This window comes from Aeromicrobium sp. CTD01-1L150 (assembly GCF_041951745.1).
GTDB lineage: Bacteria > Actinomycetota > Actinomycetes > Propionibacteriales > Nocardioidaceae > Aeromicrobium.
The window spans coordinates 3,222,806-3,246,777 of record NZ_CP169555.1 but is presented as its reverse complement, the minus strand read 5'-3'; the positions used below and the strand labels follow the sequence as shown (position 1 = coordinate 3,246,777).

The window sequence follows — 23,972 nt, the reverse complement described above, 5'->3', positions numbered from 1 at the left end:
GTGCCTTTCAGTGGCGTGCCGCGCGGGCACGCAGGATCGAGACGACGATGATGCAGATGACTGAGATGCTCGCCAGCAGGAAGGCGACGGCATAGGCGCCCTGCTGGTCGAAGTTGAGGTACTTCTCCTCGACGGCGAGGGTCGCGGTGCGGGTCTGTCCCAGCACGTTCCCGGAGACCACCTTCACGGCACCGAACTCACCGAGAGAGCGAGCCAGGGTGAGCACGACGCCGTAGATGATCGCCCACCGGATGCCCGGGAGCGTGATGCGCCAGAACGTCTGCCAGCCGTTGGCGCCCAGGCTGCGTGCGGCCTGCTCCTGCTCTGTGCCGAGCTCGTGCAGGACCGGCACGACCTCACGGATCACCAGGGGCAGGGCGACGAAGGCCGTCGCCATGATGATCCCGGGCGTGGAGAAGATGATCTGGAAGGCCTCGTCGGCGCCCGTGGCGCCGTACCAGCCGTTGCGGCCGTAGACGAGCACGAGGGCCAGGCCGACGACGATCGGCGAGACGGACAGCGGCAGGTCCAGCAGGGCGTTGAGGAACCGCTTGCCCGGGAAGTGCGTGCGCACCAGCAGCAGGGACATGCTGATGCCGAAGACGGTGTTGATGGCGGTGGCGACGACGGCCGCGAACGCGGTGAGCTGCAGCGCGTGCACCATGCCGGGGTCCTCGAACAGGCCACGGAAGGCATCCAGGCCGCCCGCGAACGCGTTCGTCGCGACGAGGGAGACCGGCCAGACCACGAGCAGCACCAGGTAGACGATGACGACGGTTCGCAGCACGTAGACGAACCAGCCCTTGCCCTGGGGCGTGCGCAGACGGGTCTCAGGCACGGGGGGACACCCGCCGCTGCAGAACGTCGAGCAGGATGATCACGAGCAGGGAGACCACCAGCAGCAGCGCCGCGATGGACGAGGCGGCGGCAGCGTTGTCGTTCTCGATGGCGCTCAGGATCCGTACCGAGGCGACCTCGGACTCAAAGGGAAGGTTGCCCGACAGCAGCACGAGCGAGCCGTACTCACCGACCCCGCGGGCGAACGCCAGTGCCGCTCCGGCCGCGATGGCGGGGGCGAGGCTGGGCAGGATGACACGTCGGAACGTGGTGGCCCTGCTGGCGCCCAGCGAGGCGGCAGCCTCCTCGACCTCGGCGTCGAGCTGCTCCAGCACCGGCTGGACCATCCGCACCACGAACGGCAGGGTCACGAACAGGAACGCGAGGTAGACCGACGTGCCGCTGTTGGCGACGTTGATGCCCAACGGACCGTCGTCGTTGCCGTAGAGCGACAGCAGCACGAGGCCGGCCACGATGGTGGGCAGCGCGAACGGTACGTCGATGACCAGCTCGAGAGCGGCCTTGCCGGGGAACCGGTCGCGCACCAGGACCCAGGCGATCGCGGTGCCAATGAACACGTTGATGATGGTCACCACGGTCGCCGAGACGAGCGTGACCCGGATGGCGTAGAGGTTCTGGCCGTTGGTGATGGCTCGGTAGAAGTTGCCCCATCCGCCCTCGGAAGCCGTGATGAGGACGGCGGTGAGGGGAATGAGCACGAGCAGGCTGAACCACAGCATCGTGACGCCGAGTCCGATGCCTGAGGTGGTGGTCAGGGTGTACGGCAGGCGGGCGTGGCCGCGTCGGTCGGTCTCGCCTGCGGTCGTGGGTGTGGCGCTCATGCAGGGGTGCTCACGGTGATGGTTCCTCCGGGTGGTGGTCGGGCGGCGGGCTACCGCGAGGCCTTGCCGGACTTCTCGATCGACTCGGCGACGATGCCGAGCGGTGCGCCGTCCAGGCCGTCGCCGAAGAGCTTGTCCTCGACCTCGCCCCAACCCGGTCCGCCGAAGTTGTTCTCCAGCGTGAGCAGGTTCTCGATCGTGGGGAACGGGTCGTCGGCATCCGGAACCCCCTCGATGTCACGTGGTTCCAGGCCGATGGCCTCGAAGTCGACCGACCCGGGGTCCTCGGGGTTGAGGGGCCGGAACCCGGAGAGGGCGAACTGCTTCTGACCGCCCTCGGGGTCGAGGACGAAGTCCAGCCAGTCGGAGGCAGCCGGGACGGCGTCGGCGAGGACGGCTCCGGGGTTCTCGATGAGTACCGTGGTCTCCGGGATCACGTACTCGAAGCCGCTGCCGTTCTGCTCGGCGAGGATGGCCTCGTTCTCATAGGCCAGCAGGACGTCGCCGGTGCCGCCGAGAAAGCTCTGGGTGGCGTCGCGGCCGCTGTTGGTGAGCGAGACGACGTTGCCGAAGAGGTCGTCCAGGAACTGGGTGGCCTCCTGTTCGCTGCCGCCGTTCTCGGTGACGTGTCCCCAGGCGGCCAGTGCGTTCCAGCGCGCGGCGCCGGAGGAGGCGGGGTTGGGAGTGACGATGTCCACATCGGGCTCGGCCAGGTCGTCCCAGCCCTGGATGTCCTTGGGGTTGCCGTCTCGGACACCGAGCACGACGACCGAGGTGGACACGATGCCCTTGTTGTCTCCCTGGTCCCAGTCCTCCGGGAGGAGGTCGGCGTCCTCGAGGCGTTCCACGTCGCTGGCGACGGACAGGTGGACGTAGTCGGCGTCCAGTCCGTCCACGACGGCGCGGCTCTGGTCGCCCGATGCCCCGTAGGAGGTCGTGAATCCCACACCTGCGCCGGCCTCGGTCTTGTTGAACTCGGCGGCGATCGCCGTGTTGGCGGCCTCGGGCACGGCGAAGCCGACGATGCTGATCGACTCCTCAGAACCCGATCCGCCGCCACAGGCCGCCAGCAGGCCGAGGGAGACGGCGGCCGCGGCAGCGGTGAGACGGGTGCGGGGGGTGGCGCTCATGCGAGTCCTTGTCATCGGGCACGCGATCAGGGGCTGCGTGCGTCCTCCAGAACGTAGGGAACTCGGCAGCGCTCCAAGCGCGATCTCACGATGCGGGACATGGAGATCGATGCGCGAGACGGCGGATCTGGGTCCGCGCTGGTGGCGGCCTCAGGCGAAGACGACCGTGCGGGGGCCGTTCATGAGGACGCGGGCCTCCGCGTGCAGCTTGACCGCGCGCGAGAGCGTCTGGGCCTCGACGTCGCGCCCGGCCCGGGCGAGGTCGGCCGGCAGCTGGCGGTGGTCGACACGGTGGACGCCCTGCTCGATGATCGGCCCCTCGTCGAGCTCCGCGGTGACGTAGTGGGCCGTGGCGCCGATGAGCTTGACGCCGCGGTCGTGCGCCTGGTGGTAGGGGCGTGCGCCCTTGAAGCTCGGCAGGAACGAGTGGTGGATGTTGATCGCCCGGCCGGACAGCTGCCGGCACAGGTCGTCGCTGAGGATCTGCATGTACCGGGCCAACACCACCAGGTCGATATCGAGCTCGTCCACGAGCTCCAGCAGCCGGGCCTCGGCCTGCGGCTTGGTCTCGGAGCTGACCGGCAGGTGGTGGAAGGGGACGTCGTAGTTAGCGGCGAGACGCTCCAGGTCGCGGTGGTTGCCGACGACCGCTGGAACCTCGATGTTGAGCGCGCCCACGCTCTGTCGGTAGAGCAGGTCGTTGAGGCAGTGGCCCTCCCTGCTCACCAGGACGAGCGTCCGCAGGGGTTTCTCGGCCGAGACCAGGCTGAACTGCATGGCCAGCTCCTCGGCGACCGGATCGAAGGCCGCGGTGAGCTCGTCGACGTCACGCTCGCCACCGAAGTCGATGTGGACACGCAGGAAGAACTCCCCGCCCCGCACGACGTCGTCGCTGGGATCGGTGTACTGCTGGCTGTCCAGGATGTTGCCGCCGGACTCGACGATCCATCGGGTGACGGCGTAGACGAGGCCGGGCCGGTCAGGGCACGACAGGATCAGGACGTACGTGGCGCTCACCCGCTGATCCTACGACCGAGAGGTCAACGGTCGGCAGCCAAGAGCTCGTAGCTGACCAGGTCGTCGACGCTGCCGTCGCCGAGCAGCTCTGCCTGGTGCTCGATGCCCACCTGTGTGAAGCCGGCCTTCTCGGCCACCCGCTGGCTGGCCGGGTTGCCGGCGGCGGCCAGCAGGCTGAGCCGTCGCCGGGCCAGGCCGCGTTCGTCGAAGGCGTGTGCCGTGACCAGCCGCACCGCCTGGGACATCAGTCCGCGGCCGCGGGCGTCGGGATGCATCCAGTACCCCACCTCCGCGGTCGTCGGGTTGAGGCCCGTGAGATCCATGACGGCCACGTTGCCCAGCAGGAGGTCGGAGTCCGGGTCGGCGACGGCCCAGGATGCCTTGAGGCCGGCGGCGGCACGCCAGGTGCAGTCGGCGAGGTAGTCACGGGCGACCTTGTCGGTGTACGGGCGCGGCAGACCGTTCAGCCAGTGCTGGGTGTCCGGGTCGCTGCAGGACTCGACGATGCGGGCGACGTCGTCCTCACGGAACGGCCGCAGCCGCACCTGATCGGACTCCAGCACCACCGACTCGACCCACTGGTTGCGGGGCAGAGGGGTGTCGCCGAAGTGGAACGAGCCGGTCCACGCGTCGTGCACCTCGCCGCGCTCCACCAGCAGGCCCGGCGTGGTGCCGTGCAACGTGAAGCCGCACTGATGAGCCACGCGCAGCGACGCCTCGTGGCCGACCCGGCATCGCCAGTGGATCACCTCGACGCCCTCCTCGGCGAGCACATGACCCATCGCGAGCCGCACCGCCCTGGACATCAGCCCACGGCCACGGGCCGCAGGGTGCAGTGCGTACCCGATGTCGGTCACCGGGCCTTCGCCCCGGATGTCGACGTTGCCGACGTAGCGCGCAGCGCCGTGCTCGTCGGGAGCCTCGATGGCCCAACCCCGCATCCGACCCTCGTCCCAGCCACGGGGAATGATCGACAGGGCGAACTCCTCGGTGGTCTCGCGCGTGGACGGCACGGGTATCGCGGTCCACCGTTGCATCTCGGGATCGTTCGCCATCTCCACCATGGCGTCGATGTCTGCCGGCGAGTGGGCGCGCAGCGTGACCACCCCGTCGGAGAGCACAGGCACGCACAGCGGCCACCGCGTGTCCACGGTGCGCTCAGTCCCGGCGCAGGATGGACAGGGTCCCGGCGAGCGTGCTGGTGTGGCCGTCGACCGTCGTCCGGATGTCCCCGACGATCTCGTGCAGGTCGTCGAGATCGTGGCGAAGCTGGGAGGTGCGACGCTCAGTCATGCGGTCACCGTACCTGCGCGGGGTGCCCCGAGCCAGAGCGTCGGTGACCTCTGTGGGCGGACGCTCAGCCGTTCTCGGCGCGGAACGGGTCGGCGCGGTAGACGCCCATGATCCGCACGTCGGTGGTGAAGAAGCGCAGCTCCTCCAGCGCGCGCGACAGTCCCGGGTCGGCGGGGTGTCCGTCGACCTCGGCGAGGAACTGGGTGCCGGTGAACGAGCCGTCGACCATGTAGCTCTCGAGCTTGGTCATGTTGACGCCGTTCGTGGCGAACCCGCCGAGGGCCTTGTAGAGCGCGGCGGGGATGTTGCGGACGTTGAAGATGAAGGTCGTGACGGTCGGGGCGCCCGGCTCGGGCCACTGGGGTTCTCGCGCCAGCTCCACGAACCGGGTGGTGTTGTGGTCCTCGTCCTCGATGTCGCGCTGCAGGATCTGCAGACCGTAGATCTCAGCCGCCAGCGGGGGAGCGATGGCCGCCTGCGTGGGGTCCTGGGCCTCGGAGATCTCGCGGGCGGCCCCGGCGGTGTCACCGGAGATGAGCGGCGTCCAGCCGTGCTGCTTGATGATCTTGCGGCACTGGCCGAGTGCATGGACGTGGCTGTGCACGGTCTTGACGTCCTCCAGGGCGGCACCTGGCGTGGCCATCAACATGAACTGGATCCGCAGGAAGTGCTCGCCCACGACGTGCAGGCCCGAGGTCGGCAGGAAGTGGTGGATGTCGGCGACGCGTCCGGCGATCGAGTTGTCGATCGGGATCATCGCGATGTCGGCCGTGCCGCCGGTGACGGCGGCGAACACGTCCTCGAACGACGCGCACGCGAGGGCCACGGCGTCGGGGTGGTGCTGCTTGCACACCAGGTGGGAGTTGGCGCCGGGTTCACCTTGGTACGCGATCCGCGAGACAGTCACGACCCCATTCTCTCACCGTGGTGCCCGTCGCCGTGGCGTCCTCCCTGTGACACGGGCGCGCGCGGGACTCAGGGGCGGGGGTGGAGCAGCCTGAACCGTTCCAGCACGACCGGCATGGCGGGGTCGAAGCCGCGGTCGTGGCTCGCGAACTCGGTGAAGAAGCGCTCGTGGCTCTCACGCCAGTACCTCAAGCTCAGGTCCCCCTCGCCCTCGAGCCGTGCATGCTCGGCGTCCACCTCCTGGAACGGCACGACCCGCACCTCGGTCACCTCGATGAGTGCGCGCGGGTGCCCTCGGCCGTCGAGGACGATGGCGAGGTCGCCTGCAGCGGGCAGCTGCTCGTCACCCGTCCTCTCCTGCCCGCTGTCCGCCCCCTCGCCCTCAGGACCAGCGCCGTAGTCCCACCGGGCACTCGCGGTGGCCGTCTTGGTGCCGTCCAGCACGAGCGCCAGCAGGTGGTCCGCCTGCTCCTCGTCGCCGCCGAAGGCGAAGGTCGGCGGCGCGAGAGCCTCGCCGGAGAGGGGCGGGAAGTAGCCGGGGATCGGGTTCGTCCGGGCCTGGTTGCGAGCCAGCTCCCAGAACTGCTCGATCTCGTCGGGGTCGGTCTGCATGCTCAGTGGGTCCTCGTGGCGCCGTCGGCCGCTCGTACGGCGAAGGTCGTCGGCGGCGTCCACCCGAGGGCGTCGTAGCGGTGCTCGATCAGCTCGCGCACCGCTGCGGCCTTGGGCTGCGGGGCCAGGGCGATGGCCGATCCGCCGAACCCGCCGCCGGTCATGCGGGCGCCGAGCGCCCCGGCCTCCAGGGCCGCCTCGACGGCCACGTCGAGCTCGGCGCAGCTGACCTCGAAGTCGTCGCGCAGTGACTCGTGCGACGCAGTGAGGATCGTGCCCAGCTGCGACCAGTCGCCGTCGCGCAGGGTCCGCACGGCAGCGGTGACGCGGGCCGTCTCGGTGATGACGTGGCGTAGTCGGGCCTTGAGGGTCTCGTCCTGCAGCCGCAGGACGGCGTCCAGGCCGGCGTCGGCCAGATGCTCCAGACCGAGCTCGGCCGCAGCGCGCCCGCACTCCTCGCGGCGCTGCGCGTACCCGCCCCCCGTCTCCGCGTGCACCGCGTGCGAGTGGTCGACGCCGGTGTCGATGACGAGCAACGACAGGCCGGCGCCGGGGGGATCGAAGGGCGCCGGCTCGGTGTGTGGCGGATCGGCGAGCGGGCGGGTGAGCACGGCGTGCCCGGCGCGTCCGTGCACGACGGCGAGCTGGTCCATCAGCCCGGTGGGGGCACCGACGAAGTCGTTCTCAGCACGCTGTGCCACCACCGCGCGGGTGGTGCCGTCCAGGCCGGTACCCGCAAGGTCGTCGAGAGCGGAGACGACCCCGACGGTCAGCGCTGCCGACGACGACAGGCCGGCGCCCTCGGGGAGCCCTGCCTTGGGATCGACCTCCAGCACGAGGTCGACGCCACCGAGCCGGTGACCGGCCTGCCCGAACGCCCAGACGGCGCCGGCGACGTAGGCGGCCCAGCCGTCGACGTCGCCGGGTGCCACCGACGTGGTGAAGCTGGCCTTGCGTCCGCCGCTCCACGCGTTCACCGCGTCGTCGTCGCGGGCGCGGGCCTTGACGGTGAGGAACCGGTCGATCGCGAACGGCAGGGACGGTCCGCCGTTGTAGTCCAGGTGCTCGCCGACCAGGTTGACGCGGCCCGGGACCTGCCAGCGACGGACCGACGTCGGGCCGTCGTGTGTCGACTCAGTCATCGGGCCGAGCCTAGGGCACGGCCTGTGATCGGCGGTGGCACAATGCACAGCATGTCCGACGCTTCCCCTGCGCGTCGGCCGCGCGCCCTCTCCGGTGCGCAGCCGACCGCTGACTCCTACCACCTGGGCAACTACATCGGCGCCTTCCGGCAGTGGGTCGCCCTGCAGGAGGAGTTCGAGGCGTTCTACTTCATCCCGGACCTGCACGCCATCACCGTCGAGTACGACCCGGAGCTGCTGCGGGAGCGGACGTACGTGGCGGCCGCACAGCTCCTGGCCTCCGGCGTGGACCCGTCGCGCAGTGCCCTGTTCGTGCAGAGCCACGTCCCCGAACATGCGCAGCTCGCCTGGGTCCTCGGTGGTGTCACGGGCTTCGGCGAGGCGAGCCGGATGACCCAGTTCAAGGACAAGAGCGCCAAGAGCGGCCACGATGCGGCCAGTGTCGGTCTGTTCACCTACCCCGTCCTCATGGCGGCGGACATCCTCATCTACCAGGCCGACAAGGTGCCGGTCGGTGAGGACCAGCGGCAGCACGTCGAGCTGACCCGCAACCTCGCCCAACGGTTCAACCACCGTTTCGGGCCGACGTTCACCGTCCCCGAGGCGCACATCGTCAAGCAGGTCGCCAAGATCTACGACCTGCAGGACCCGACGAGCAAGATGAGCGGCTCCAGCGTCTCGCACGCCGGCGTCATCGACCTCACCGACACGGCCAAGCAGGCTGCCAAGAAGATCCGATCCGCCGTCACCGACTCCGGCTCGGACATCCGCTTCGACCGCGCTGAGAAGCCGGGCATCGCCAACTTGCTGACTATCTTCTCCGCCGTCACCGGGCGTGACGTCGACGACCTGGTGGCTGAGTTCGAGGGCCAGCAGTACGGACACCTCAAGGTGGCGCTCGGCGAGGTCGTCGGTGACTTCGTGCAGTCCTTCGGCGATCGCACGCGTGAGCTCCTGGACGACCGGGCCGAGCTGGACCGCATCCTCGCCGCCGGGGCGACCCGGGCCCGCGAGGTCGCCGCGCCGACCCTCGCCTCCGTCTACGAGCGGTCCGGGTTCGTCGTCCCCCGTGCCGACGCATGACACAGATCGGCGTCGCGATCGCCGTTCCCGAGCCGTACGGGAGCGAGCTGCGTCGCACGCGCGCCTCCCTCGGTGACCCGCAGGCCGCGACGGTGCCGAGCCACGTGACCCTGCTGCCGCCCGACGACGTCGGCGACTCCCACCTGGTGGCCGTGCGCGAGGCTCTGGCCCAGGTTGCGGCCCGCACCGCTCCGTTCGAGATGTCCTTGCAAGGCACGGGCACCTTCAGACCGGTCTCGCCGGTGGTCTTCGTGGCGGTCAGCCGAGGAATCTCCGAGACCGAGCTGCTGGCCTCCTGCCTGCGTGAGGCGGTGAAGTCGCCGCCGCCGCTGTTCCCCTTCCATCCGCACGTCACCGTGGCGCAGCACCTCGACGCCGATGGTCTGGATCGCGCCTACTGCGAGCTGGCGGGGTTCTCCTGTGACTTCACGGTCGAGGAGTTCTGCCTGTACCTGCACGACGAGACCGCCGGCTGGCAGCCGGAGACGTGCTTTCGACTCACCGGCACGGGGTAGGCGGCCTGGGTCGCTCGCCCGTCGTGGTCCGGGATCGCTCGCGCGAACCGGCCGGCACTGCATCGCTAGCCGGTGAGCTGAGCGAGCAGGTCGTCGCGGAAGGCGAGCGCGGCCAGCTGGAGCGAGCCCGGCCGGTGCGCGAGGGCGATCTGCCGGTTCAGCGAGGGACGGCGCAGGCGGACCGGGCGCAGGCTCGGTCGGCTCGCCATCACCATCTCCGGCACCACGGCGTGACCGAGACCGGCCTCCACGAAGCGCAGGACGGCACTCATCTCACCGCCCTCGACGGCAAGGTGGGGTGTGAACCCGGCCTGCTGGCAGGCGCGCATCGTCACCTCCCGCAGGTCGTAGCCCTCGCGGAACATCACCAGCGGCAGCTCACGCAGGTCGGCCACGTCGACCTCCTCGGGCAGCGCGGAGCCGGGTGGGGCAGCGAGCACCAGCCGCTCCTTCATGACCGGCGTGGTCTCCAGCTCCGTGGTCTCCAGTCGCAGGGGGACGATCACCAGCGCCAGGTCCAGACGACCACGCAGCAGGTCGCGGGTGAGCAGCGGCGAGCCGGCCTCCCGCACCTCCAGCTCGATGTCGGGGTGGGCGGCGTGGAAGGAGGTGAGGACGTCGGGCAGCAGGCCGTCGCACACCGACGGCGTCGCGCCCAGACGCACGCGCCCGCGGCGCAACCCGGCCACCTCGTGCACGGCCCGCTGGGCGGTCTCGACGTCGATGAGGATGCGTTCGGCATGGGGGAGCAGGGCCTCGCCGGCACTGGTCAGGCTGATCCCCGCGCGGTCACGCACGAACAGGGAGGTGCCGACGGAGTTCTCCAGGACGCGGATCTGCTTGGAGAGTGTCGGCTGAGCGACGCCGAGCTGGTCCGCGGCCTGGGTGAAGTGTCGGCTCCGGGCGACGGCGACGAAGTAGGCGAGCTGTTGGAACTGCACGTCACTATCATGCCCTATGGCTATGAAGGTTGACCTCAGCATGACTTAGCGCTCATGTGCGATGAGGTCTACCGTGACCACGTGGCCACGACTCAGCTCCCGCGGACGTCGGCGAAACGCTCGACGGTCGCCCTCAAGTACTCGATGGCGGTGTCCGGGCTGATCATGCTCGGGTACCTGCTCGTCCACATGTACGGCAACCTGAAGTTCTTCCAGGGCCAGGAGGCTTTCGACTCCTACCTGGCGGGCCTGGAGGACCTCTTCACGCCGTACCTGCCGCACGGCGGCCTGCTCTGGATCATGCGCGTGGTCCTGCTGGCGGCGCTCCTGGTGCACGTGTATGCCGCCATGACACTGTGGCAGCGCAACAAGGTGGCCGCCGGTTACGTCGGCGGCAAGCGCTACCACACCACCAAGAACCGGACCGGCGTGCAGCGTAGCTACGCATCCTTCACGATGCGCTGGGGCGGCATCATCCTGCTGCTGTTCATCATCGGCCACGTCGCGCAGATGATGCCCAACTGGCTCTCGCCCGGCGGCGCCTCCGACAGCAAGTTCGAGCGTGTGGTCAACGGCTTCGAGCTGTGGTGGGTCGTCCTGCTGTACACGATCGGGCTGGTTGCCGTCGGCTTCCACCTGTGGCACGGCTTCTGGAGTGCGCTCACCACGCTCGGGCAGAACCGCAGCGCGACGCGTCTGGAGTCCTGGTCCACCTGGGCCTCGACCTTCCTCGCCGCGCTCATCTGCTTCGGCTTCCTCATCGTCCCGTTCGCGATCTTCTTCCTGGGAGCTGGTTCCTGATGACCGAGACGTTCACGCCCACGCGGGCCGCCGAGCAGTTCATCGAGCACGGCGAGGACATCGCCGACGCCAAGGCGCCGTCCGGCCCGATCGAGGGGCGCTGGGACCAGCGCAAGTTCGACGGCTCGCTGGTCAACCCCGCCAACCGGCGCAAGATCAAGGTCATCATGGTGGGCACCGGCCTGGCCGGCGCATCGGCCGCCGCGACGCTGGGCGAGGCCGGCTACCAGGTCACCAGCTTCTGCTACCAGGACAGCCCGCGTCGCGCACACTCGATCGCGGCGCAGGGCGGGATCAACGCCGCCAAGAACTACCGCAACGACGGCGACTCGGTCTACCGACTGTTCTACGACACCGTGAAGGGCGGCGACTTCCGCTCCCGCGAGTCCAACTCCTACCGTCTCGCGCAGGTCTCGGTGAACATCATCGACCAGTGCGTCGCGCAGGGAGTCCCGTTCGCGCGGGAGTACGGCGGCCTGCTGGACAACCGTTCCTTCGGGGGTGTGCAGGTCTCCCGAACCTTCTACGCCCGCGGCCAGACCGGTCAGCAGCTCCTGATCGGCGCCTACCAGGCCCTCGAGCGTCAGGTGGCTGCCGGCACCGTCGAGGTGCACACGCGCCACGAGATGCTCGACCTCATCATGGTCGACGACGGTACCGGTCAGAAGAGGGCGCGCGGCGTCGTCGTGCGCGACATGGTCTCCGGTGAGATCGAGACGCACACCGCCGACGCGGTGGTGCTCGCCACCGGCGGCTACGGCAACGTCTTCTTCCTCTCGACCAACGCCGTCGGCTGCAACGTCACCGCCACGTGGCGCGCCCACCGGCGTGGCGCCTACTTCGGCAACCCCTGCTACACGCAGATCCACCCCACGTGCATCCCGGTCTCGGGTGACTACCAGTCCAAGCTCACGCTGATGAGCGAGTCGTTGCGCAACGACGGGCGCATCTGGGTGCCCAAGGAAGCCGGCGACGACCGCCACCCCTCCGACATCCCCGAGGACGAGCGCGACTACTACCTGGAGCGCATCTATCCCGCGTTCGGCAACCTCGTCCCGCGCGACATCGCCTCGAGGGCCGCCAAGTACCAGTGCGACGACGGCAAGGGCGTCGGTCCCGGCGGTCTCGGCGTCTACCTGGACTTCGCCGACGCGATCGAGCGCATGGGCCGGGCCACGGTGGAGGCCAAGTACGGCAACCTCTTCGACATGTACGCCCGGATCACGGGCGAGGACCCGTACACGCAGCCGATGCGCATCTACCCGGCGGTCCACTACACGATGGGCGGGCTGTGGGTCGACTACGACCTGCAGAGCAACCTGGAGGGCCTGTTCGTCACGGGTGAGGCCAACTTCTCCGACCAGGGCGCCAACCGGCTCGGCGCCTCTGCCCTCATGCAGGGCCTGGCCGACGGCTACTTTGTGCTGCCCTACACGCTGGCCAACTACCTGGCCGCCGGTCCCTTCGAGCCCGTCGGCGACGACCACCCGGCCGTCGTCGAGGCCCGTGAGGCCGTCGAGGCGCGGATCCGGGACCTGCTGGCCGTCGACGGCAACCGGACCGTCGACAGCTACCACAAGGAGCTCGGCCACATCATGTGGGAGTACTGCGGCATGGAGCGCACCGAGGAGGGCCTGACCAAGGCCATCGGCCTGATCCGCGAGCTCAAGGACGACTTCTGGCGCAACGTCAAGGTGACGGGCGAGGCCGGGGAGCTCAACCAGACGCTCGAGCGCGCCGGGCGCGTCGTCGACTTCTTCGAGCTCGGTGAGCTCATGTGCATCGACGCGCTGAACCGTGAGGAGTCCTGTGGTGGCCACTTCCGTGCCGAGAGCCAGACCGAGGACGGCGAGGCGCTGCGTCACGACGACTACTTCGCCTACGTCGCAGCGTGGGAGTACAACGCCGACAGCGGTGGCGACAAGCCGATCCTGCACAAGGAGCCGCTGGAGTACGAGTACGTCGAGATGAAGGCTCGGTCTTACAAGTGAACGGGAGCTACCAGTGAAGATCACCGTCAACGTCTGGCGCCAGAAGACCGCCGACGACAAGGGCAGCATGGTCTCCTACGCCCTGGACGACGTCTCCGAGGACATGTCGTTCCTGGAGATGCTCGACGTCCTCAACGAGCAGCTCACGCTGGCCGGCGACGAGCCGGTCGCCTTCGACTCCGACTGCCGTGAGGGCATCTGCGGTACCTGTGGCGTCGTGATCAACGGCATCGCGCACGGACCCGAGGTCACTACGACCTGCCAGCTGCACATGCGCTCCTTCTCCGACGGGGACGTCATCGACATCGAGCCGTGGCGGGCGGGGGCCTTCCCCGTGGTCAAGGACCTCGTCGTCGATCGTGGCGCGTTCGACCGGATCATCCAGGCCGGCGGCTACATCAGTGCGCCCACCGGATCGGCGCCGGAGGCCAACGCGACGCCGATCCCCAAGGACGACGCCGACCACGCCTTCGCCTCGGCGACCTGCATCGGCTGCGGTGCCTGCGTCGCGGCGTGCCCCAACGGCTCGGCGATGCTGTTCACAGCGGCCAAGGTCAACCACCTGGGTCTGCTGCCGCAGGGTCAGCCGGAACGTGACTCGCGCGTCGTGGCCATGGTCGAGCAGCACGACGCCGAGGGCTTCGGGGGCTGCACCAACGTCGGCGAGTGCACCGCGGCGTGCCCCAAGGGCATCCCGCTGGACGTCATCAGTCAGCTGAACCGCGACCTGCTGGGAGCGCTCGCCGCCGGCAAGGCCTAAGGCGCTGTCTGCCAGTCAGGGGGTCGTGCGTCGTCGCAGGTAGCTGACGGCCACGACCGCCAGCAGCGGGCCCCACGCGAGCAGGGGCAGGTAGCACGCCGTCACCACGACGGCCTGGAACCCGTCGAAGTAGCGGTAGAAGTCGCCACCGGGCACCCGCCAGAAGATGCCCGTCCACAGCGCGGTCAGGACAGCTGCGCCACCCATCGCGGGTACGAACGCCGCCATGGGTGGTACGCGTCGCCCGCCGATCCACGGGATCCAGCGTGGGGCGACCTCTCCCCACCTCTGCACCAGGCCCAGGGTCAGCAGCGCGGCGCCCTCGGCCACCAGCGAGAGCATGACGATGTAGACGCGCTCCCAGAACGGGCCCGGGTCGGCGTTGGTGAGCGGCAGCCCGAGTACCAGGGCGATGCGCCACAGGCCCGAGGGAAGCGTCAGGAGCGGCACCGTGTGGGCGGCCCGACGAGCCCATGCGGGGACGTCGGTCCGCCGGAGCACGTCGTGAGCTGTCATGTCCTCAGACTCGCCGTCGATGGCGTGCGGGCCATCCCTCGTGCGAATGATCGCCATCACTCTCGAGGCGGACGTCGGGACGAGACGAAGCGCGACCTGCGGACAGGAGGGGGACGTGAACACTCTCAAGGCCGTGGCCGCGGGCGTCATCGCGTCCCTGGTCGTCCTTGCGGCGTGTGAGGCGGGCGCGGACCGCTGCGGTCCCGGATCGTCGCCACGGTGCACCAGGTCGACGCCGATGCTCTGGGCTGTGGTGTCCGCCCGGCTCCGGCGGTACAGGAGCAGCGACGTCCCGTGGTTCTCCCAGACCTTCGGGACGTCAGCGCCGTGACGTTGTGTCGTCACGAGCTCGGACCCAGGCCCCGACGATGGGAGTCGCGTGAGCTGGTCGGTCGGGCCGCGACGCGGATGCTGCGAGAGCTTCAGACGCCCTCTGACCGTCTCTCGACGCGGTGCTACGAGTCACGGTCCGCCGGGCGGACGGCGGTGCGGATCGACCATGCATCCGGTACGAGCGAGGTTGTCGTCCGCGGCCACGTGTGCCCCGCCTGGGCCGGGTGACGCTCCTGCCGCGGCTGCGCGGTCCGGCCAGCCACTCAGTCCTCCTGATTCCCATGAGTTCATGGGAATCAGGTGACTTCCCCCGGTTTCCTCATGCTCGCCATGGCTTGCAAACGGGGGTGAGCGGGTGGTTTCCATGAGTTCCCGGGAACCGGGGGATTGGTTGCAGATTTGAATTAGCGTAGGTAATGAACTAGGCTAAAGACATGCCCACCGATACGCAGAACCTCGCCATGGCGGTGGCGCGCCTCAACCGACGACTGCGCCAGGAGCGACAGTCCGACCTCACGCCCACCCAGCTCTCCGTGCTCGGCACGGTGAGTCAGCTCGGCCCGACGTCGCCCTCGGCCGTCGCCGCCCGCGAACGGGTCAGCGCCCCGTCGGTCACCCGCACGCTCAACTGCCTCGTCGAGGACGGCCACGTCACCCGCGAGCCGCACCCCGACGACGGACGCCAGGTGGTCGTCTCCCTCTCCGACACCGGCGCGAAGGTGCTCGAGGAGGAGCGGCAGCGTCGTGACGCCTGGCTGCACCGCCGGCTGCGCGAGCTCGACCCGCGCGAACGGGCCCTGCTGCGCGAGGCGTCGGCCCTTCTCACCCGGATCGCGGAGTCATGAGAGTGATGATGCTCGTGACCGTTCGGTGAGCCCCACCTTCCGCGCCCTGTCCGTGCGCAACTACCGGATCTACGCCTCCGGCAGCCTGATCTCCAACATCGGCACCTGGATGCAGAACACCGCCCAGGCCTGGCTGGTGCTCGTCCTCACCGGCAGCGGCACGGCCATCGGCATCACGGTCGCGCTGCAGCTGCTGCCCACGCTGCTGCTCTCCCCGTACGGCGGCGTCCTCGCCGACCGGTTCGACAAGCGGACGGTGCTGCGGGTCATGCAGATCGCCATGGCCGTCCCCTCCGCGCTGCTCGGCGTGCTGGCCGTGACAGGGCTCGTCCAGGTCTGGCACGTCTACGTCATCGCGCTGGTCTTCGGCGTCGGCCGCGCCCTGGAGGCGCCGTCGCGGCAGGCGTTCGTGCCCGAGATGGTCGACGCGGAGGTCCTCGGCAACGCCGTCGCCCTCAACTCGGCGTCCTTCAACGCCGGACGCCTCGTGGGACCGGGCCTGGCCGGCGTGATGATCGCCGGGTTCGGAGGAGGAGTCGCGGGCACCGGCTGGGTCATCACCATCAACGCCTTCAGCTACCTCGCCGCGCTCTGGGCACTGCAGGTCATGGACATCGACCGGCTCACCCCGACGCCGGTCATCGGCCGCGGCAAGGGCGCGGTCCGCGAGGGCGTGCGCTACGTCCGCAGCCGCCCCGACCTCGTGCTCGTGCTGACCTGTGTGTTCTTCCTCGGCGGGTTCGGGATGAACTTCCAGATCACCAGCGCCCTCATGGCGACGCAGGAGTTCGGTCGCGGCGCCAGCGAGTACGGCCTGCTCGGATCGCTGCTCGCGATCGGCTCCCTCACCGGTGCCCTGCTGGCGGCGCGTCGCACGACGCCGCGGATCCGCTTCGTGGTCCTCGCCGGCCTCGCCTTCTCCGTCGTGCAGGTGGTCTCGGGCCTGATGCCCACCTACGTCACCTATGCGATCGTGCTGCCGCTCATCGGCGTCAGCGTGCTCACCATGGCTACCACGGCCAACGCCTACATCCAGATGACCGTCACCCCGGCCATGCGTGGCCGGGTCGCGGCGCTGTACCTCACGGTCTTCATCGGCAGCGTGCCGTTCGTGGCGCCACTCGTCGGATGGGTGGGTGAGCACCTCGGTGCTCGCGCGGCCGTCGTCGGGACCGGTCTAGTCGCCGGCCTGGGGGTCCTCGTCACGACCATCTGGTACCTCGCCCGCCGGAGGACAGGGACCCGACGTGAGGAGTGGCGGGCGCTCACAGCGGACCTGCGCTCGAACCACGGACGTCAGGCGGAGGTCCAACGTGGACGTCGGCGTCGAGCCGGACTTCGACTCCCGCAGCGACGTCGAGCTCCCCGAACAGTGGGCCCCCGGGGTGATCGAGACCCGGCCGACGTCCGGTGACGGTGGCGTCGGCGTCACAACCGATCCGGATTGCCTCGGCCGCACGGCCGGACGGGTCAAGGCTTGCTTCGGCCGGCCCCCCGGACGCGACGCAGCGTACGCCGCCCGAAGACGATGCACGCCAGCAGCAGCAGCGCCCAGAAGCCGACGCCCACCCAGATCTCGCGGGCGATCGTCACCGCGACCATGAGGGCCGCGCACAGTCCGAGCAGGACCGCGCAGAAGACCGCCACACGGTCCATGGCGCCACCCTCGGCCGTCACCCAGCCGACATCCCACCGCTCGTCGTCCCGGGCCATCAGGAGTCCTCCTGGTCCTCATCGTGAACCGCGCGTTCGTCGTGGTCGGCGAGGATCTCCGAGCGGACCCGCGCATGCTCGTCGACGTCGATGAGGTCCGCAGCACGCAGCTCATCGACCTGGGTGAGCCGCTCGCCGGGCGTGAGACGCGGCGCCCGTTCGGCGAGGTCGAGGACGGTGGCTGTGAGATCGGCGAGCGCTTCCTCGAGGGCGTCGTCGAGCCGATCCTCCGGCGGGGCGGACGGTCGGCGTCGACGGGCGATGACGACACCGGCCAGGACGAGACTGGAGAGGATCACCCCCGCGGCGAACCCGAGAACGACGTCCATGTCTCGAGACTAGGCCATGTCCGACCTGTGCTCGCCGGGCCGCGACACGTCCGCCAGGACGTATCCTGAGCAGATGTCCATCCATCCGAACCTGTCGTCGGCGATCGCCCGGTCGGTCGAGGTGGTCACGCCTGACCTCATCGAGCTGCGTCGCGACCTGCACGCCAGCCCCGAGCTGTCGTGGCACGAGGAGCGCACGAGTGACGTCGTCGCGTCGTGGATGGACAAGCTGGGCCTGTGGCACGAGCGGCTCGACGGCACAGGGGTGGTGGCCGAGCTTGGCCCCGAGGGTGGCCCGATGGTCGCGCTGCGGGCCGACCTGGATGCCCTCCCGGTGCACGACACCACCTCCGACCCCTGGCGCTCGACCGTGCCGGGCATCGCGCACGCCTGCGGGCACGACGTCCACGTCTCGGCCCTGATCGGCGCCGCGGTCGCCCTGCGCGAGCTGCACGACGCCGGTGTCCTGCAGCGTCGGGTGCGGTTGATCTTCCAGCCGGCCGAGGAGGTCATGCCCGGTGGCGCGCTCAAGCTGCTCTCCCAGGGCATCCTCAAGGGCGTCTCACGGATCTTCGCGTTGCACTGCGACCCCTCGCTCGACGTCGGTCACGTCGGCCTGCGTGAAGGTGCCATCACGGCCGCGACTGACCGCGTCAGCATCGTGCTCAGCGGACGCGGTGGACACACGTCCCGTCCGCACCTGACCGAGGACCTCACCTACGCGCTCGCCAGCCTGGTCACCCAGCTGCCCGCCGTGCTGTCGCGTCGCTTCGACCCCCGGGCCGGGGCGAGCCTGGTGTGGGGGCAGCTGGCGGCCGGCCACGCACCCAACGTCATCCCCGCCACCGGCGAGCTCGGCGGGACGCTGCGGATGCTCGACGCCGCGGCCTGGCACCAGTCCGAGCACCTCGTGCGTGGTCTCATCGCCGACGTCATCGAACCGTTCGGCGTGACTGCCGACGTCACCTACGTGCGTGGAGTCCCACCGGTGGTGAACGACTTCGCAGCCACCGAGTCGCTGCGCGACGCCGTCACACAGGCCCTGGGGCCGGGGTCGGTGGCTTCTGCCACCCAGAGCCTCGGGGGAGAGGACTTCGCCTGGTACGTGGAGGCCGTGCCCGGCGCCATGGGGCGGCTGGGCACCCGCACTCCCGACGGCCCCACCTACGACCTGCACCAGAGCGACCTGCGCATCGACGAGCGTGCCATCACCGTGGGGGCGAGCGTGCTCGCCACCGTCGCCGCACTCTGAGGCCCGGCCGACGGGGCTGACCGTCAGACCAGGCCGCCCTCGCGCGCCAGGATCGCAGCCTGAACGCGGCTGGCGCACCCGAGCTTGGCCAGGATGCGCGAGACGTGAGTCTTGGCGGTCGCCTCGGTGATGACGAGCTCTGCGGCGATCTGCTGGTTGGACCGCCCGGCGCCGAGTGCGGTGAGCACGTCATGCTCACGCGGGGTGAGGCCGGCCAGGCGGTCCCGCGCGGACGACAGCGGGTCCGACGGCTCGTCCGGTGCGGGTGCGTCGGCGAAGGCGGTCAGCACCCGGCGGGTCACCTCAGGCGCGACCACGCCGTCGCCGGCGGCGACCCTGCGGACCGCGGCGAGGATCTCGCCTGGTTCGGCGGTCTTGAGCAGGAAACCCGCCGCACCGGCGCGCAACGCTCCGAAGACGTACTCATCGAGGTCGAACGTCGTGAGCACGAGCACCTGGGCCAGGGCGTCGCGCACGATCTCACCGGTGGCGTCGAGCCCGTCGACCCGGGGCATCTGGACGTCCATGAGCACGACGTCCGGCCGCAGCGCCCGGGCGTTGGTCACCGCGCTGGCACCGTCGGCGGCCTCCGCGACGACCTCGACGTCCTCGGCCGCGTCGAGGACGAAACGCAGAGCGGTCCTGATGGGCTCGTGGTCGTCGGCCAGAAGGACCGTGATCGGATCGCTCATCCGGTGACGTCCGCCCTCTCCTCGTCCCGGCGCAGTGGAAGACTCGCCTCCACCCGCCACACGGCAGCGGTCTCGTCGGCGGCGGCCGCGAACCAGCCGCCGAGCGCCTCGGCGCGCTCGCGCATGGTGATCAGACCCGTGCCGGCCGAGAGTGCGGGGTGGCCACTGGCCGCCGAGGTGGTGAACGAGTTCTCGACGACCACCCGGACCTCGGTCCCGTCGTTGTCGACGGACACGTCCACGTCCGAGGCCGGTGCGTGCTTCGCCGCGTTGGTGAGGGCCTCCTGCACGATGCGGTGGACGGCCTGCGCGACGGCCACCGGCACGTCGTCGGTGAAGTGCGAGTGCCCAGCCGGCTCCTCCCGGTCCGGCCGAGCGAGCCGGACCTGCAGACCCGCGGATCGGGCGGCATCGACCAGGTCGTCGATCTGCTCCAGACCTCCGATGAGCGCGGCGTCGGTCGGTGAGGTCCCCGAACGGTCCGGCTCAGAGCGCAGCACGACGATCATGGAGCGCATCTCCTGCAACGCCTCCAGGGCCTGCTCGCGTACGGTGCCCATGGCGCCGCGGTGGTCGCGCTCAGGATCGGCCAGTGCCGCGGCCGACTGGATGGCGATGGTCGACAGCCGCGAGGCGATCGCATCGTGCAGGTCGCGGGCGATCACGCTCCGCTCGCCCTGGACCGCTTCCGCGCGGCGCAGCTCACCGATGTGTTCGAGGTCGGCAGCCCGCCGCGTCTGAAGGTTCGCGCGCTCCGTCTCGAGGTCGGCGCGCTCGGCGGCCAGCTCGGCCAGCTCGGACTTCTGCCGGAGGGTGGCCGCCCACCACAGCGGGAGGGCGAGCAGGGCGAGGAACTGGATGCCGACCACGACCGCGAGGGACGGGTCCCGCTCCGCGACCAACGTGACGATCGACGTGAGGGCCACGACGGTGGCCACGGTGCCGGCGACCACGCGCCGCAAGGACAGGCTGCCGATCATCCCGACGCAGAACAGCAGCTCCCACATCGCCACCATCACGCCGGCACTGCCCCCGAGGGCCGCATCAGCGGTGACAGCCACTGCTCCGAGACCCAGCGCGACGTCGGCTCGGAACCGGAAGAGGAAGACGGCCACGACGGCCACGACGAGCGTCAGCAGGTGCGACCACCGTGGCCAGTCATCCAGGTGGTCCGAACCCGGCCAGAGCCCGGTCAGGCCCAGCGCCCACAGCACGACGCCGACCACGAGCACTGCCAGACAGCCGCTGACGAGGTCCCGGCGGCTCGATGCGTTGGCGACCCCGAAGGTCAGCCGGTCGGCCATCCGGTGCCACGGCCACTGCCGCAGGGCGTCTCGACCGGGCGCCTGCGGACCCGCATCGTCGCCCGGCGCCCGCGTGTCATCGACCTCCACGCAGACCATTGCACCAGAAGCTGCCGAGCCGCACGTCCATCGAAGGATGTAGGCGGGTGCCGCTGACGGCTGCACAAGATCACTCCATCGGCCGACGCAGGTCAGCGGCGGCAACCACGACATTGGGCGCATGGCTATCTTTCTCCACCGGCTGGGCCGGTTCGCGTTCCGGCGTCGCTGGGCGGTCGCAGCCGCCTGGCTGACGGTCCTTGTCCTGGCAGTTGTCGGTGCGGCATCGACCGACGAAGACCCGGTCGAGTCCTTCGACATCCCGGGAACGGAGTCGAGCGAGGCGATGGACCTGCTCGACGAACGGTTCCCCGCCATGGGCGCGAGCGGCGCGACCGGCAGCGTGGTGTTCGCCGCGCCCGACGGTGGGACGCTGACCGACCCCAGCCAGGAGCAGGCGATCGCGTCGGTGATCGACGAGATCGAGCAGCTGCCCGGACTGGTGCACGTGAGCGACCCGCTCGACGCAGTCTCAGCAGACGCGGACGTGGCGTACGCGGAAGTCACGTTCGAGTCCCCGGTCCTGACTGCGGAGGAACAGGACGCGTTGATGGACGTGGTCGAGAGCGGCCGGGACGACGGCCTGGTCGTCGAGGTCGGCGGCGACGTGGCCGAACCGGAGCTGGAGGACGGGGCGATCGGCGAGCTCATCGGCCTGGTCATCGCGGCCGTGGTGCTGGTCATCACCTTCGGGTCCTTCGTGGCGGCCGGACTGCCGCTGCTGAGCGCCGTCGTCGGCGTGGGGATCACCCTCTCGTCGATCACGATCGCCACGCGGTTCATCGACCTGTCCGAGGACTCCTCGGTCCTCGCGTTCATGCTGGGGATGGCCCTGGCCATCGACTACTCGCTGTTCATCGCCTCCCGGTACCGGCACGAGCTCTCCGCCGGCCGGGACTTCGAGGACGCTGCCGGCAGAGCAGTGGGTACCGCGGGCAACGCGGTCGTCTTCGCGGGGATGACCGTCGTGATCGCCCTGGCGGGCCTGAGTGTCGTCGGGATCCCGGTGCTGACCGAGATGGGTCTGGCGGCCGCCTGCGCCGTCGCCCTCGCGGTGGTGACGGCGTTGACGATGCTGCCGGCGATGTTCGGGTTCGTCGGCCGCCGGATCCAGCGCGGCCGGGTCCCGGGGCTGAGCGCCCGGCGACCCGAGAGCAGCGACAAGACCCTCGGCCTGTCGTGGGTCACGATGGTGACCAGGCACCCGGTGCGGGTCCTGGTGGTCGCACTCGTGGCCGTCGGCACGCTGACCATCCCGGCGGCGAGCATCCAGCTGGGCATGCTGGACGACGGCAGCTACGCCGAGGACGACACACGACGGCAGGCCTACGACCTGCTGGCCGATGGCTTCGGCGCGGGCACCAACGGGCCGCTGGCGGTCGTCGTGGACACCGCGGGCCACGGGTCCGCCGAGGCGGCGATGCCACGGGTCGCTGACTCGATCAGCGGGCTGGACAACGTCATGCTGGCCGAGCCCGCCGCTCTCGACGAGACGGACGACACGGGAATCATCTCGGTCGTGCCGGGGACCGGACCGGGTGCCCAGGAGACCAAGGATCTCGTCGGTGACATTCGTGCCCTGTCGGCGGGGACCGAGATCCCGTCCGGGGCGTCCGTCTCCGTGACCGGGCCGACGGCCGTCAGCATCGACTTCAGCCAGAAGGTGAGCGACGCGCTGGTGCCCTACCTCGCGGTGGTGGTCGGGCTGTCGTTCGTTCTGATGATCTTGGTCTTCCGCTCCATCCTGGTGCCGTTGAAGGCGGCGCTCGGCTTCCTGGTGACGATGGGCGCCACGTTCGGCGCGACGGTCGCGGTGTTCCAGTGGGGCTGGCTCACCGACGTGCTGGGGGTCGACCAGACCGGACCGATCATCAGCCTGCTGCCGGTCGTCCTGATCGGGGTGCTGTTCGGGCTGGCCATGGACTACCAGGTCTTCCTGGTCACCCGGATGCGCGAGGAGCACGTCCACGGGACGGCCGCCACCGAAGCCGTCGTCACGGGGTTCCGGCACGGGGCCCGGGTGATCACCGCGGCGGCGGTGATCATGATCAGTGTCTTCGGTGCGTTCGTCTTCGGCGAGGGGTTCATCCAGCAGATCAGCTTCGCGCTGGCCTTCGCGATCTTCATCGACGCGTTCGTCGTGCGGATGACCATCGTGCCCGCCGTGCTGACGTTGCTGTGCGAGAAGGCCTGGTGGCTGCCGCGCTGGCTGGACCGCCTCGTGCCGAACGTCGACGTCGAGGGCGAGAAGCTGCGCCACCGTCTCGATGAGTCGGATCCGTCGGCCTCGGAAACGGTCCGGGTCGGCTGAGCAACCATCATCAACGAAAGGAACGACCCATGCGTGTGACGCTGGAGATCATCGGGATCCTGCTGCTGATCAACGGGATCGGCGGCCTGGTCAGGGACGACTTCGGGCTCCTGGCCGAGGTCGCTGACGGGGGAGCGCTGACCGTGCTCCAGGCGGCCGCCGTCGTGCTGGGCGCCGCACTGGTCGGCGGCAGTCTGGTGACCCGGAGGCCAGATGCTTCAGGCGGTGCCTGATGCTACGCGGCCGAGTCCGAGCCCTTGCTCCCGGAGGACGTCGAGGGACTGGAGGAGGTCGTTGACGAGCTCGTGGAGGACGAGCCCGAGGAGTCGGACGAGGACGTGCCGGCGGAGTCGGGCGATGACGTGGAGGACGAGCCCGAGGCGGCAGGCTCCGAGGGGGTGCTCGAGTCGCGGCTGTCGGTGCGGTAGAACCCCGAGCCCTTGAACACGACGCCGACGGCATTGAAGACCTTGCGCAGCGAACCCTCGCAGGAGGGGCACACGGTGAGCGCGTCGTCGGTGAAGGACTGCTGGACCTCGAGGGCTTCACCGCACTCGCGGCACTGGTACTGGTAGGTGGGCAACGCGGACTCCGACTCGTGGGACTGTCTCGTGGGATGTGGCTGGCCAAGGGTATCGTTCGATGCATTGTGGCTGACTCACCACCTCAAAGATCCCGTTCGTCCCAGACTCGGGTGCAGACCCGATC

27 protein-coding genes are annotated in these 23,972 nt (G+C 69.8%); 11 read left to right on the top strand and 16 right to left on the bottom strand.

Annotated features, from left to right (window positions below):
* Window positions 1-7: 7 nt before the first annotated feature.
* The 9 genes from ACEVFP_RS16085 to galK form a co-directional block, all read right to left on the bottom strand.
* Window positions 8-838, bottom strand: coding sequence for a sulfate ABC transporter permease (locus ACEVFP_RS16085; RefSeq protein ID WP_375000454.1), 831 nt, complete (start codon window positions 836-838; stop codon window positions 8-10).
* A complete protein-coding gene (gene cysT / locus ACEVFP_RS16080; RefSeq protein WP_375000453.1) occupies window positions 831-1,679 on the bottom strand; it encodes a sulfate ABC transporter permease subunit CysT in 849 nt (282 codons plus the stop codon). The genes ACEVFP_RS16085 and cysT overlap by 8 nt, the downstream gene beginning before the upstream one ends.
* A gap of 50 nt (window positions 1,680-1,729) precedes the next feature.
* Entirely contained in the window at window positions 1,730-2,809 is a 1,080-nt protein-coding gene (locus ACEVFP_RS16075) for a sulfate ABC transporter substrate-binding protein (RefSeq protein WP_375000452.1), read from the bottom strand.
* A 150-nt stretch (window positions 2,810-2,959) separates the two neighbouring features.
* Window positions 2,960-3,826 (bottom strand): formyltetrahydrofolate deformylase, encoded by an 867-nt coding sequence (purU, locus tag ACEVFP_RS16070; RefSeq protein ID WP_375000451.1) that lies wholly within the window; start codon window positions 3,824-3,826, stop codon window positions 2,960-2,962.
* Window positions 3,827-3,849: 23 nt separating this feature from the next.
* Entirely contained in the window at window positions 3,850-4,953 is a 1,104-nt protein-coding gene (locus ACEVFP_RS16065) for a GNAT family N-acetyltransferase (protein ID WP_375000450.1), read from the bottom strand.
* Window positions 4,954-4,984: 31 nt separating this feature from the next.
* On the bottom strand, window positions 4,985-5,119 hold the full coding sequence (locus ACEVFP_RS16060; protein ID WP_375000449.1) for a hypothetical protein: 135 nt from the start codon (window positions 5,117-5,119) through the stop codon (window positions 4,985-4,987).
* Window positions 5,120-5,183: 64 nt separating this feature from the next.
* Window positions 5,184-6,026, bottom strand: a complete 843-nt coding sequence (locus ACEVFP_RS16055) for a prephenate dehydratase (protein WP_375000448.1) — start codon at window positions 6,024-6,026, stop codon at window positions 5,184-5,186.
* Between the two features lie 68 nt (window positions 6,027-6,094).
* The gene (locus tag ACEVFP_RS16050) at window positions 6,095-6,637 is read right to left on the bottom strand and encodes an ASCH domain-containing protein (RefSeq protein WP_375000447.1); all 543 of its coding nucleotides are present in this window, start codon (window positions 6,635-6,637) and stop codon (window positions 6,095-6,097) included.
* 2 nt (window positions 6,638-6,639) lie between these two features.
* Window positions 6,640-7,779: a galactokinase gene (gene galK / locus ACEVFP_RS16045; protein WP_375000446.1), complete on the bottom strand. Its 1,140-nt coding sequence runs from the start codon at window positions 7,777-7,779 to the stop codon at window positions 6,640-6,642.
* Window positions 7,780-7,821: 42 nt separating this feature from the next.
* Here galK and trpS point away from each other — a divergent pair, with 42 nt between their 5' ends.
* Window positions 7,822-8,862: a tryptophan--tRNA ligase gene (gene trpS / locus ACEVFP_RS16040; RefSeq protein WP_375000445.1), complete on the top strand. Its 1,041-nt coding sequence runs from the start codon at window positions 7,822-7,824 to the stop codon at window positions 8,860-8,862.
* Window positions 8,859-9,377 carry a 2'-5' RNA ligase family protein gene (locus ACEVFP_RS16035; protein ID WP_375000444.1) on the top strand — a complete coding sequence of 173 codons (519 nt, stop codon included), beginning with the start codon at window positions 8,859-8,861 and terminating at the stop codon, window positions 9,375-9,377. Before trpS ends, ACEVFP_RS16035 begins: the two co-directional genes overlap by 4 nt.
* A gap of 65 nt (window positions 9,378-9,442) precedes the next feature.
* On the opposite strand, the gene ACEVFP_RS16030 is transcribed toward ACEVFP_RS16035, so the two are convergent.
* Window positions 9,443-10,318 carry a LysR family transcriptional regulator gene (locus ACEVFP_RS16030; RefSeq protein ID WP_375000443.1) on the bottom strand — a complete coding sequence of 292 codons (876 nt, stop codon included), beginning with the start codon at window positions 10,316-10,318 and terminating at the stop codon, window positions 9,443-9,445.
* Window positions 10,319-10,399: 81 nt separating this feature from the next.
* On the opposite strand from ACEVFP_RS16030, the gene ACEVFP_RS16025 reads away from it, so the two are divergent.
* Genes ACEVFP_RS16025 through ACEVFP_RS16015 form a run of 3 tightly spaced genes read left to right on the top strand, consistent with a single transcriptional unit; the run spans window position 10,400 to window position 13,870 of the window.
* Window positions 10,400-11,119, top strand: a complete 720-nt coding sequence (locus ACEVFP_RS16025; protein WP_375000442.1) for a succinate dehydrogenase cytochrome b subunit — start codon at window positions 10,400-10,402, stop codon at window positions 11,117-11,119.
* The gene (locus tag ACEVFP_RS16020) at window positions 11,119-13,110 is read left to right on the top strand and encodes a fumarate reductase/succinate dehydrogenase flavoprotein subunit (protein WP_375000441.1); all 1,992 of its coding nucleotides are present in this window, start codon (window positions 11,119-11,121) and stop codon (window positions 13,108-13,110) included. Before ACEVFP_RS16025 ends, ACEVFP_RS16020 begins: the two co-directional genes overlap by 1 nt.
* A gap of 13 nt (window positions 13,111-13,123) precedes the next feature.
* Complete coding sequence (locus tag ACEVFP_RS16015) at window positions 13,124-13,870, top strand: succinate dehydrogenase/fumarate reductase iron-sulfur subunit (protein ID WP_375000440.1); 747 nt, start codon at window positions 13,124-13,126, stop codon at window positions 13,868-13,870.
* A gap of 15 nt (window positions 13,871-13,885) precedes the next feature.
* Here the strand turns inward: ACEVFP_RS16015 and ACEVFP_RS16010 are convergent, their stop codons facing one another.
* The gene (locus ACEVFP_RS16010; protein ID WP_375000439.1) at window positions 13,886-14,386 is read right to left on the bottom strand and encodes a hypothetical protein; all 501 of its coding nucleotides are present in this window, start codon (window positions 14,384-14,386) and stop codon (window positions 13,886-13,888) included.
* A 115-nt stretch (window positions 14,387-14,501) separates the two neighbouring features.
* Here ACEVFP_RS16010 and ACEVFP_RS16005 point away from each other — a divergent pair, with 115 nt between their 5' ends.
* The 3 genes from ACEVFP_RS16005 (at window position 14,502) to ACEVFP_RS15995 (ending at window position 16,978) form a co-directional block, all read left to right on the top strand.
* Window positions 14,502-14,717 carry a hypothetical protein gene (locus tag ACEVFP_RS16005; protein ID WP_375000438.1) on the top strand — a complete coding sequence of 72 codons (216 nt, stop codon included), beginning with the start codon at window positions 14,502-14,504 and terminating at the stop codon, window positions 14,715-14,717.
* A gap of 436 nt (window positions 14,718-15,153) precedes the next feature.
* Window positions 15,154-15,564, top strand: a complete 411-nt coding sequence (locus tag ACEVFP_RS16000; RefSeq protein WP_375000437.1) for a MarR family winged helix-turn-helix transcriptional regulator — start codon at window positions 15,154-15,156, stop codon at window positions 15,562-15,564.
* Between the two features lie 25 nt (window positions 15,565-15,589).
* Window positions 15,590-16,978 (top strand): MFS transporter, encoded by a 1,389-nt coding sequence (locus ACEVFP_RS15995; RefSeq protein WP_375000436.1) that lies wholly within the window; start codon window positions 15,590-15,592, stop codon window positions 16,976-16,978.
* Between the two features lie 56 nt (window positions 16,979-17,034).
* Here ACEVFP_RS15995 and ACEVFP_RS15990 read toward each other — a convergent pair whose 3' ends face one another.
* On the bottom strand, window positions 17,035-17,277 hold the full coding sequence (locus ACEVFP_RS15990) for a hypothetical protein (RefSeq protein ID WP_375000435.1): 243 nt from the start codon (window positions 17,275-17,277) through the stop codon (window positions 17,035-17,037).
* Window positions 17,277-17,606, bottom strand: coding sequence for a hypothetical protein (locus ACEVFP_RS15985; protein ID WP_375000434.1), 330 nt, complete (start codon window positions 17,604-17,606; stop codon window positions 17,277-17,279). Before ACEVFP_RS15985 ends, ACEVFP_RS15990 begins: the two co-directional genes overlap by 1 nt.
* Window positions 17,607-17,679: 73 nt before the next feature.
* Here ACEVFP_RS15985 and ACEVFP_RS15980 point away from each other — a divergent pair, with 73 nt between their 5' ends.
* Window positions 17,680-18,858, top strand: coding sequence for an amidohydrolase (locus ACEVFP_RS15980; protein WP_375000433.1), 1,179 nt, complete (start codon window positions 17,680-17,682; stop codon window positions 18,856-18,858).
* Between the two features lie 23 nt (window positions 18,859-18,881).
* Here the strand turns inward: ACEVFP_RS15980 and ACEVFP_RS15975 are convergent, their stop codons facing one another.
* Together ACEVFP_RS15975 and ACEVFP_RS15970 are read right to left on the bottom strand one after the other, a co-directional pair.
* Complete coding sequence (locus tag ACEVFP_RS15975) at window positions 18,882-19,550, bottom strand: response regulator (protein ID WP_375000432.1); 669 nt, start codon at window positions 19,548-19,550, stop codon at window positions 18,882-18,884.
* Window positions 19,547-20,944 carry a sensor histidine kinase gene (locus ACEVFP_RS15970; RefSeq protein WP_375000431.1) on the bottom strand — a complete coding sequence of 466 codons (1,398 nt, stop codon included), beginning with the start codon at window positions 20,942-20,944 and terminating at the stop codon, window positions 19,547-19,549. Before ACEVFP_RS15970 ends, ACEVFP_RS15975 begins: the two co-directional genes overlap by 4 nt.
* A gap of 130 nt (window positions 20,945-21,074) precedes the next feature.
* On the opposite strand from ACEVFP_RS15970, the gene ACEVFP_RS15965 reads away from it, so the two are divergent.
* Window positions 21,075-23,264, top strand: coding sequence for an MMPL family transporter (locus tag ACEVFP_RS15965; RefSeq protein ID WP_375000430.1), 2,190 nt, complete (start codon window positions 21,075-21,077; stop codon window positions 23,262-23,264).
* Window positions 23,265-23,293: 29 nt separating this feature from the next.
* Window positions 23,294-23,497: a hypothetical protein gene (locus ACEVFP_RS15960; protein ID WP_375000429.1), complete on the top strand. Its 204-nt coding sequence runs from the start codon at window positions 23,294-23,296 to the stop codon at window positions 23,495-23,497.
* A 2-nt stretch (window positions 23,498-23,499) separates the two neighbouring features.
* Here ACEVFP_RS15960 and ACEVFP_RS15955 read toward each other — a convergent pair whose 3' ends face one another.
* Window positions 23,500-23,847, bottom strand: coding sequence for an FmdB family zinc ribbon protein (locus ACEVFP_RS15955; RefSeq protein ID WP_375000428.1), 348 nt, complete (start codon window positions 23,845-23,847; stop codon window positions 23,500-23,502).
* Between the last annotated feature and the right edge of the window lie 125 nt (window positions 23,848-23,972).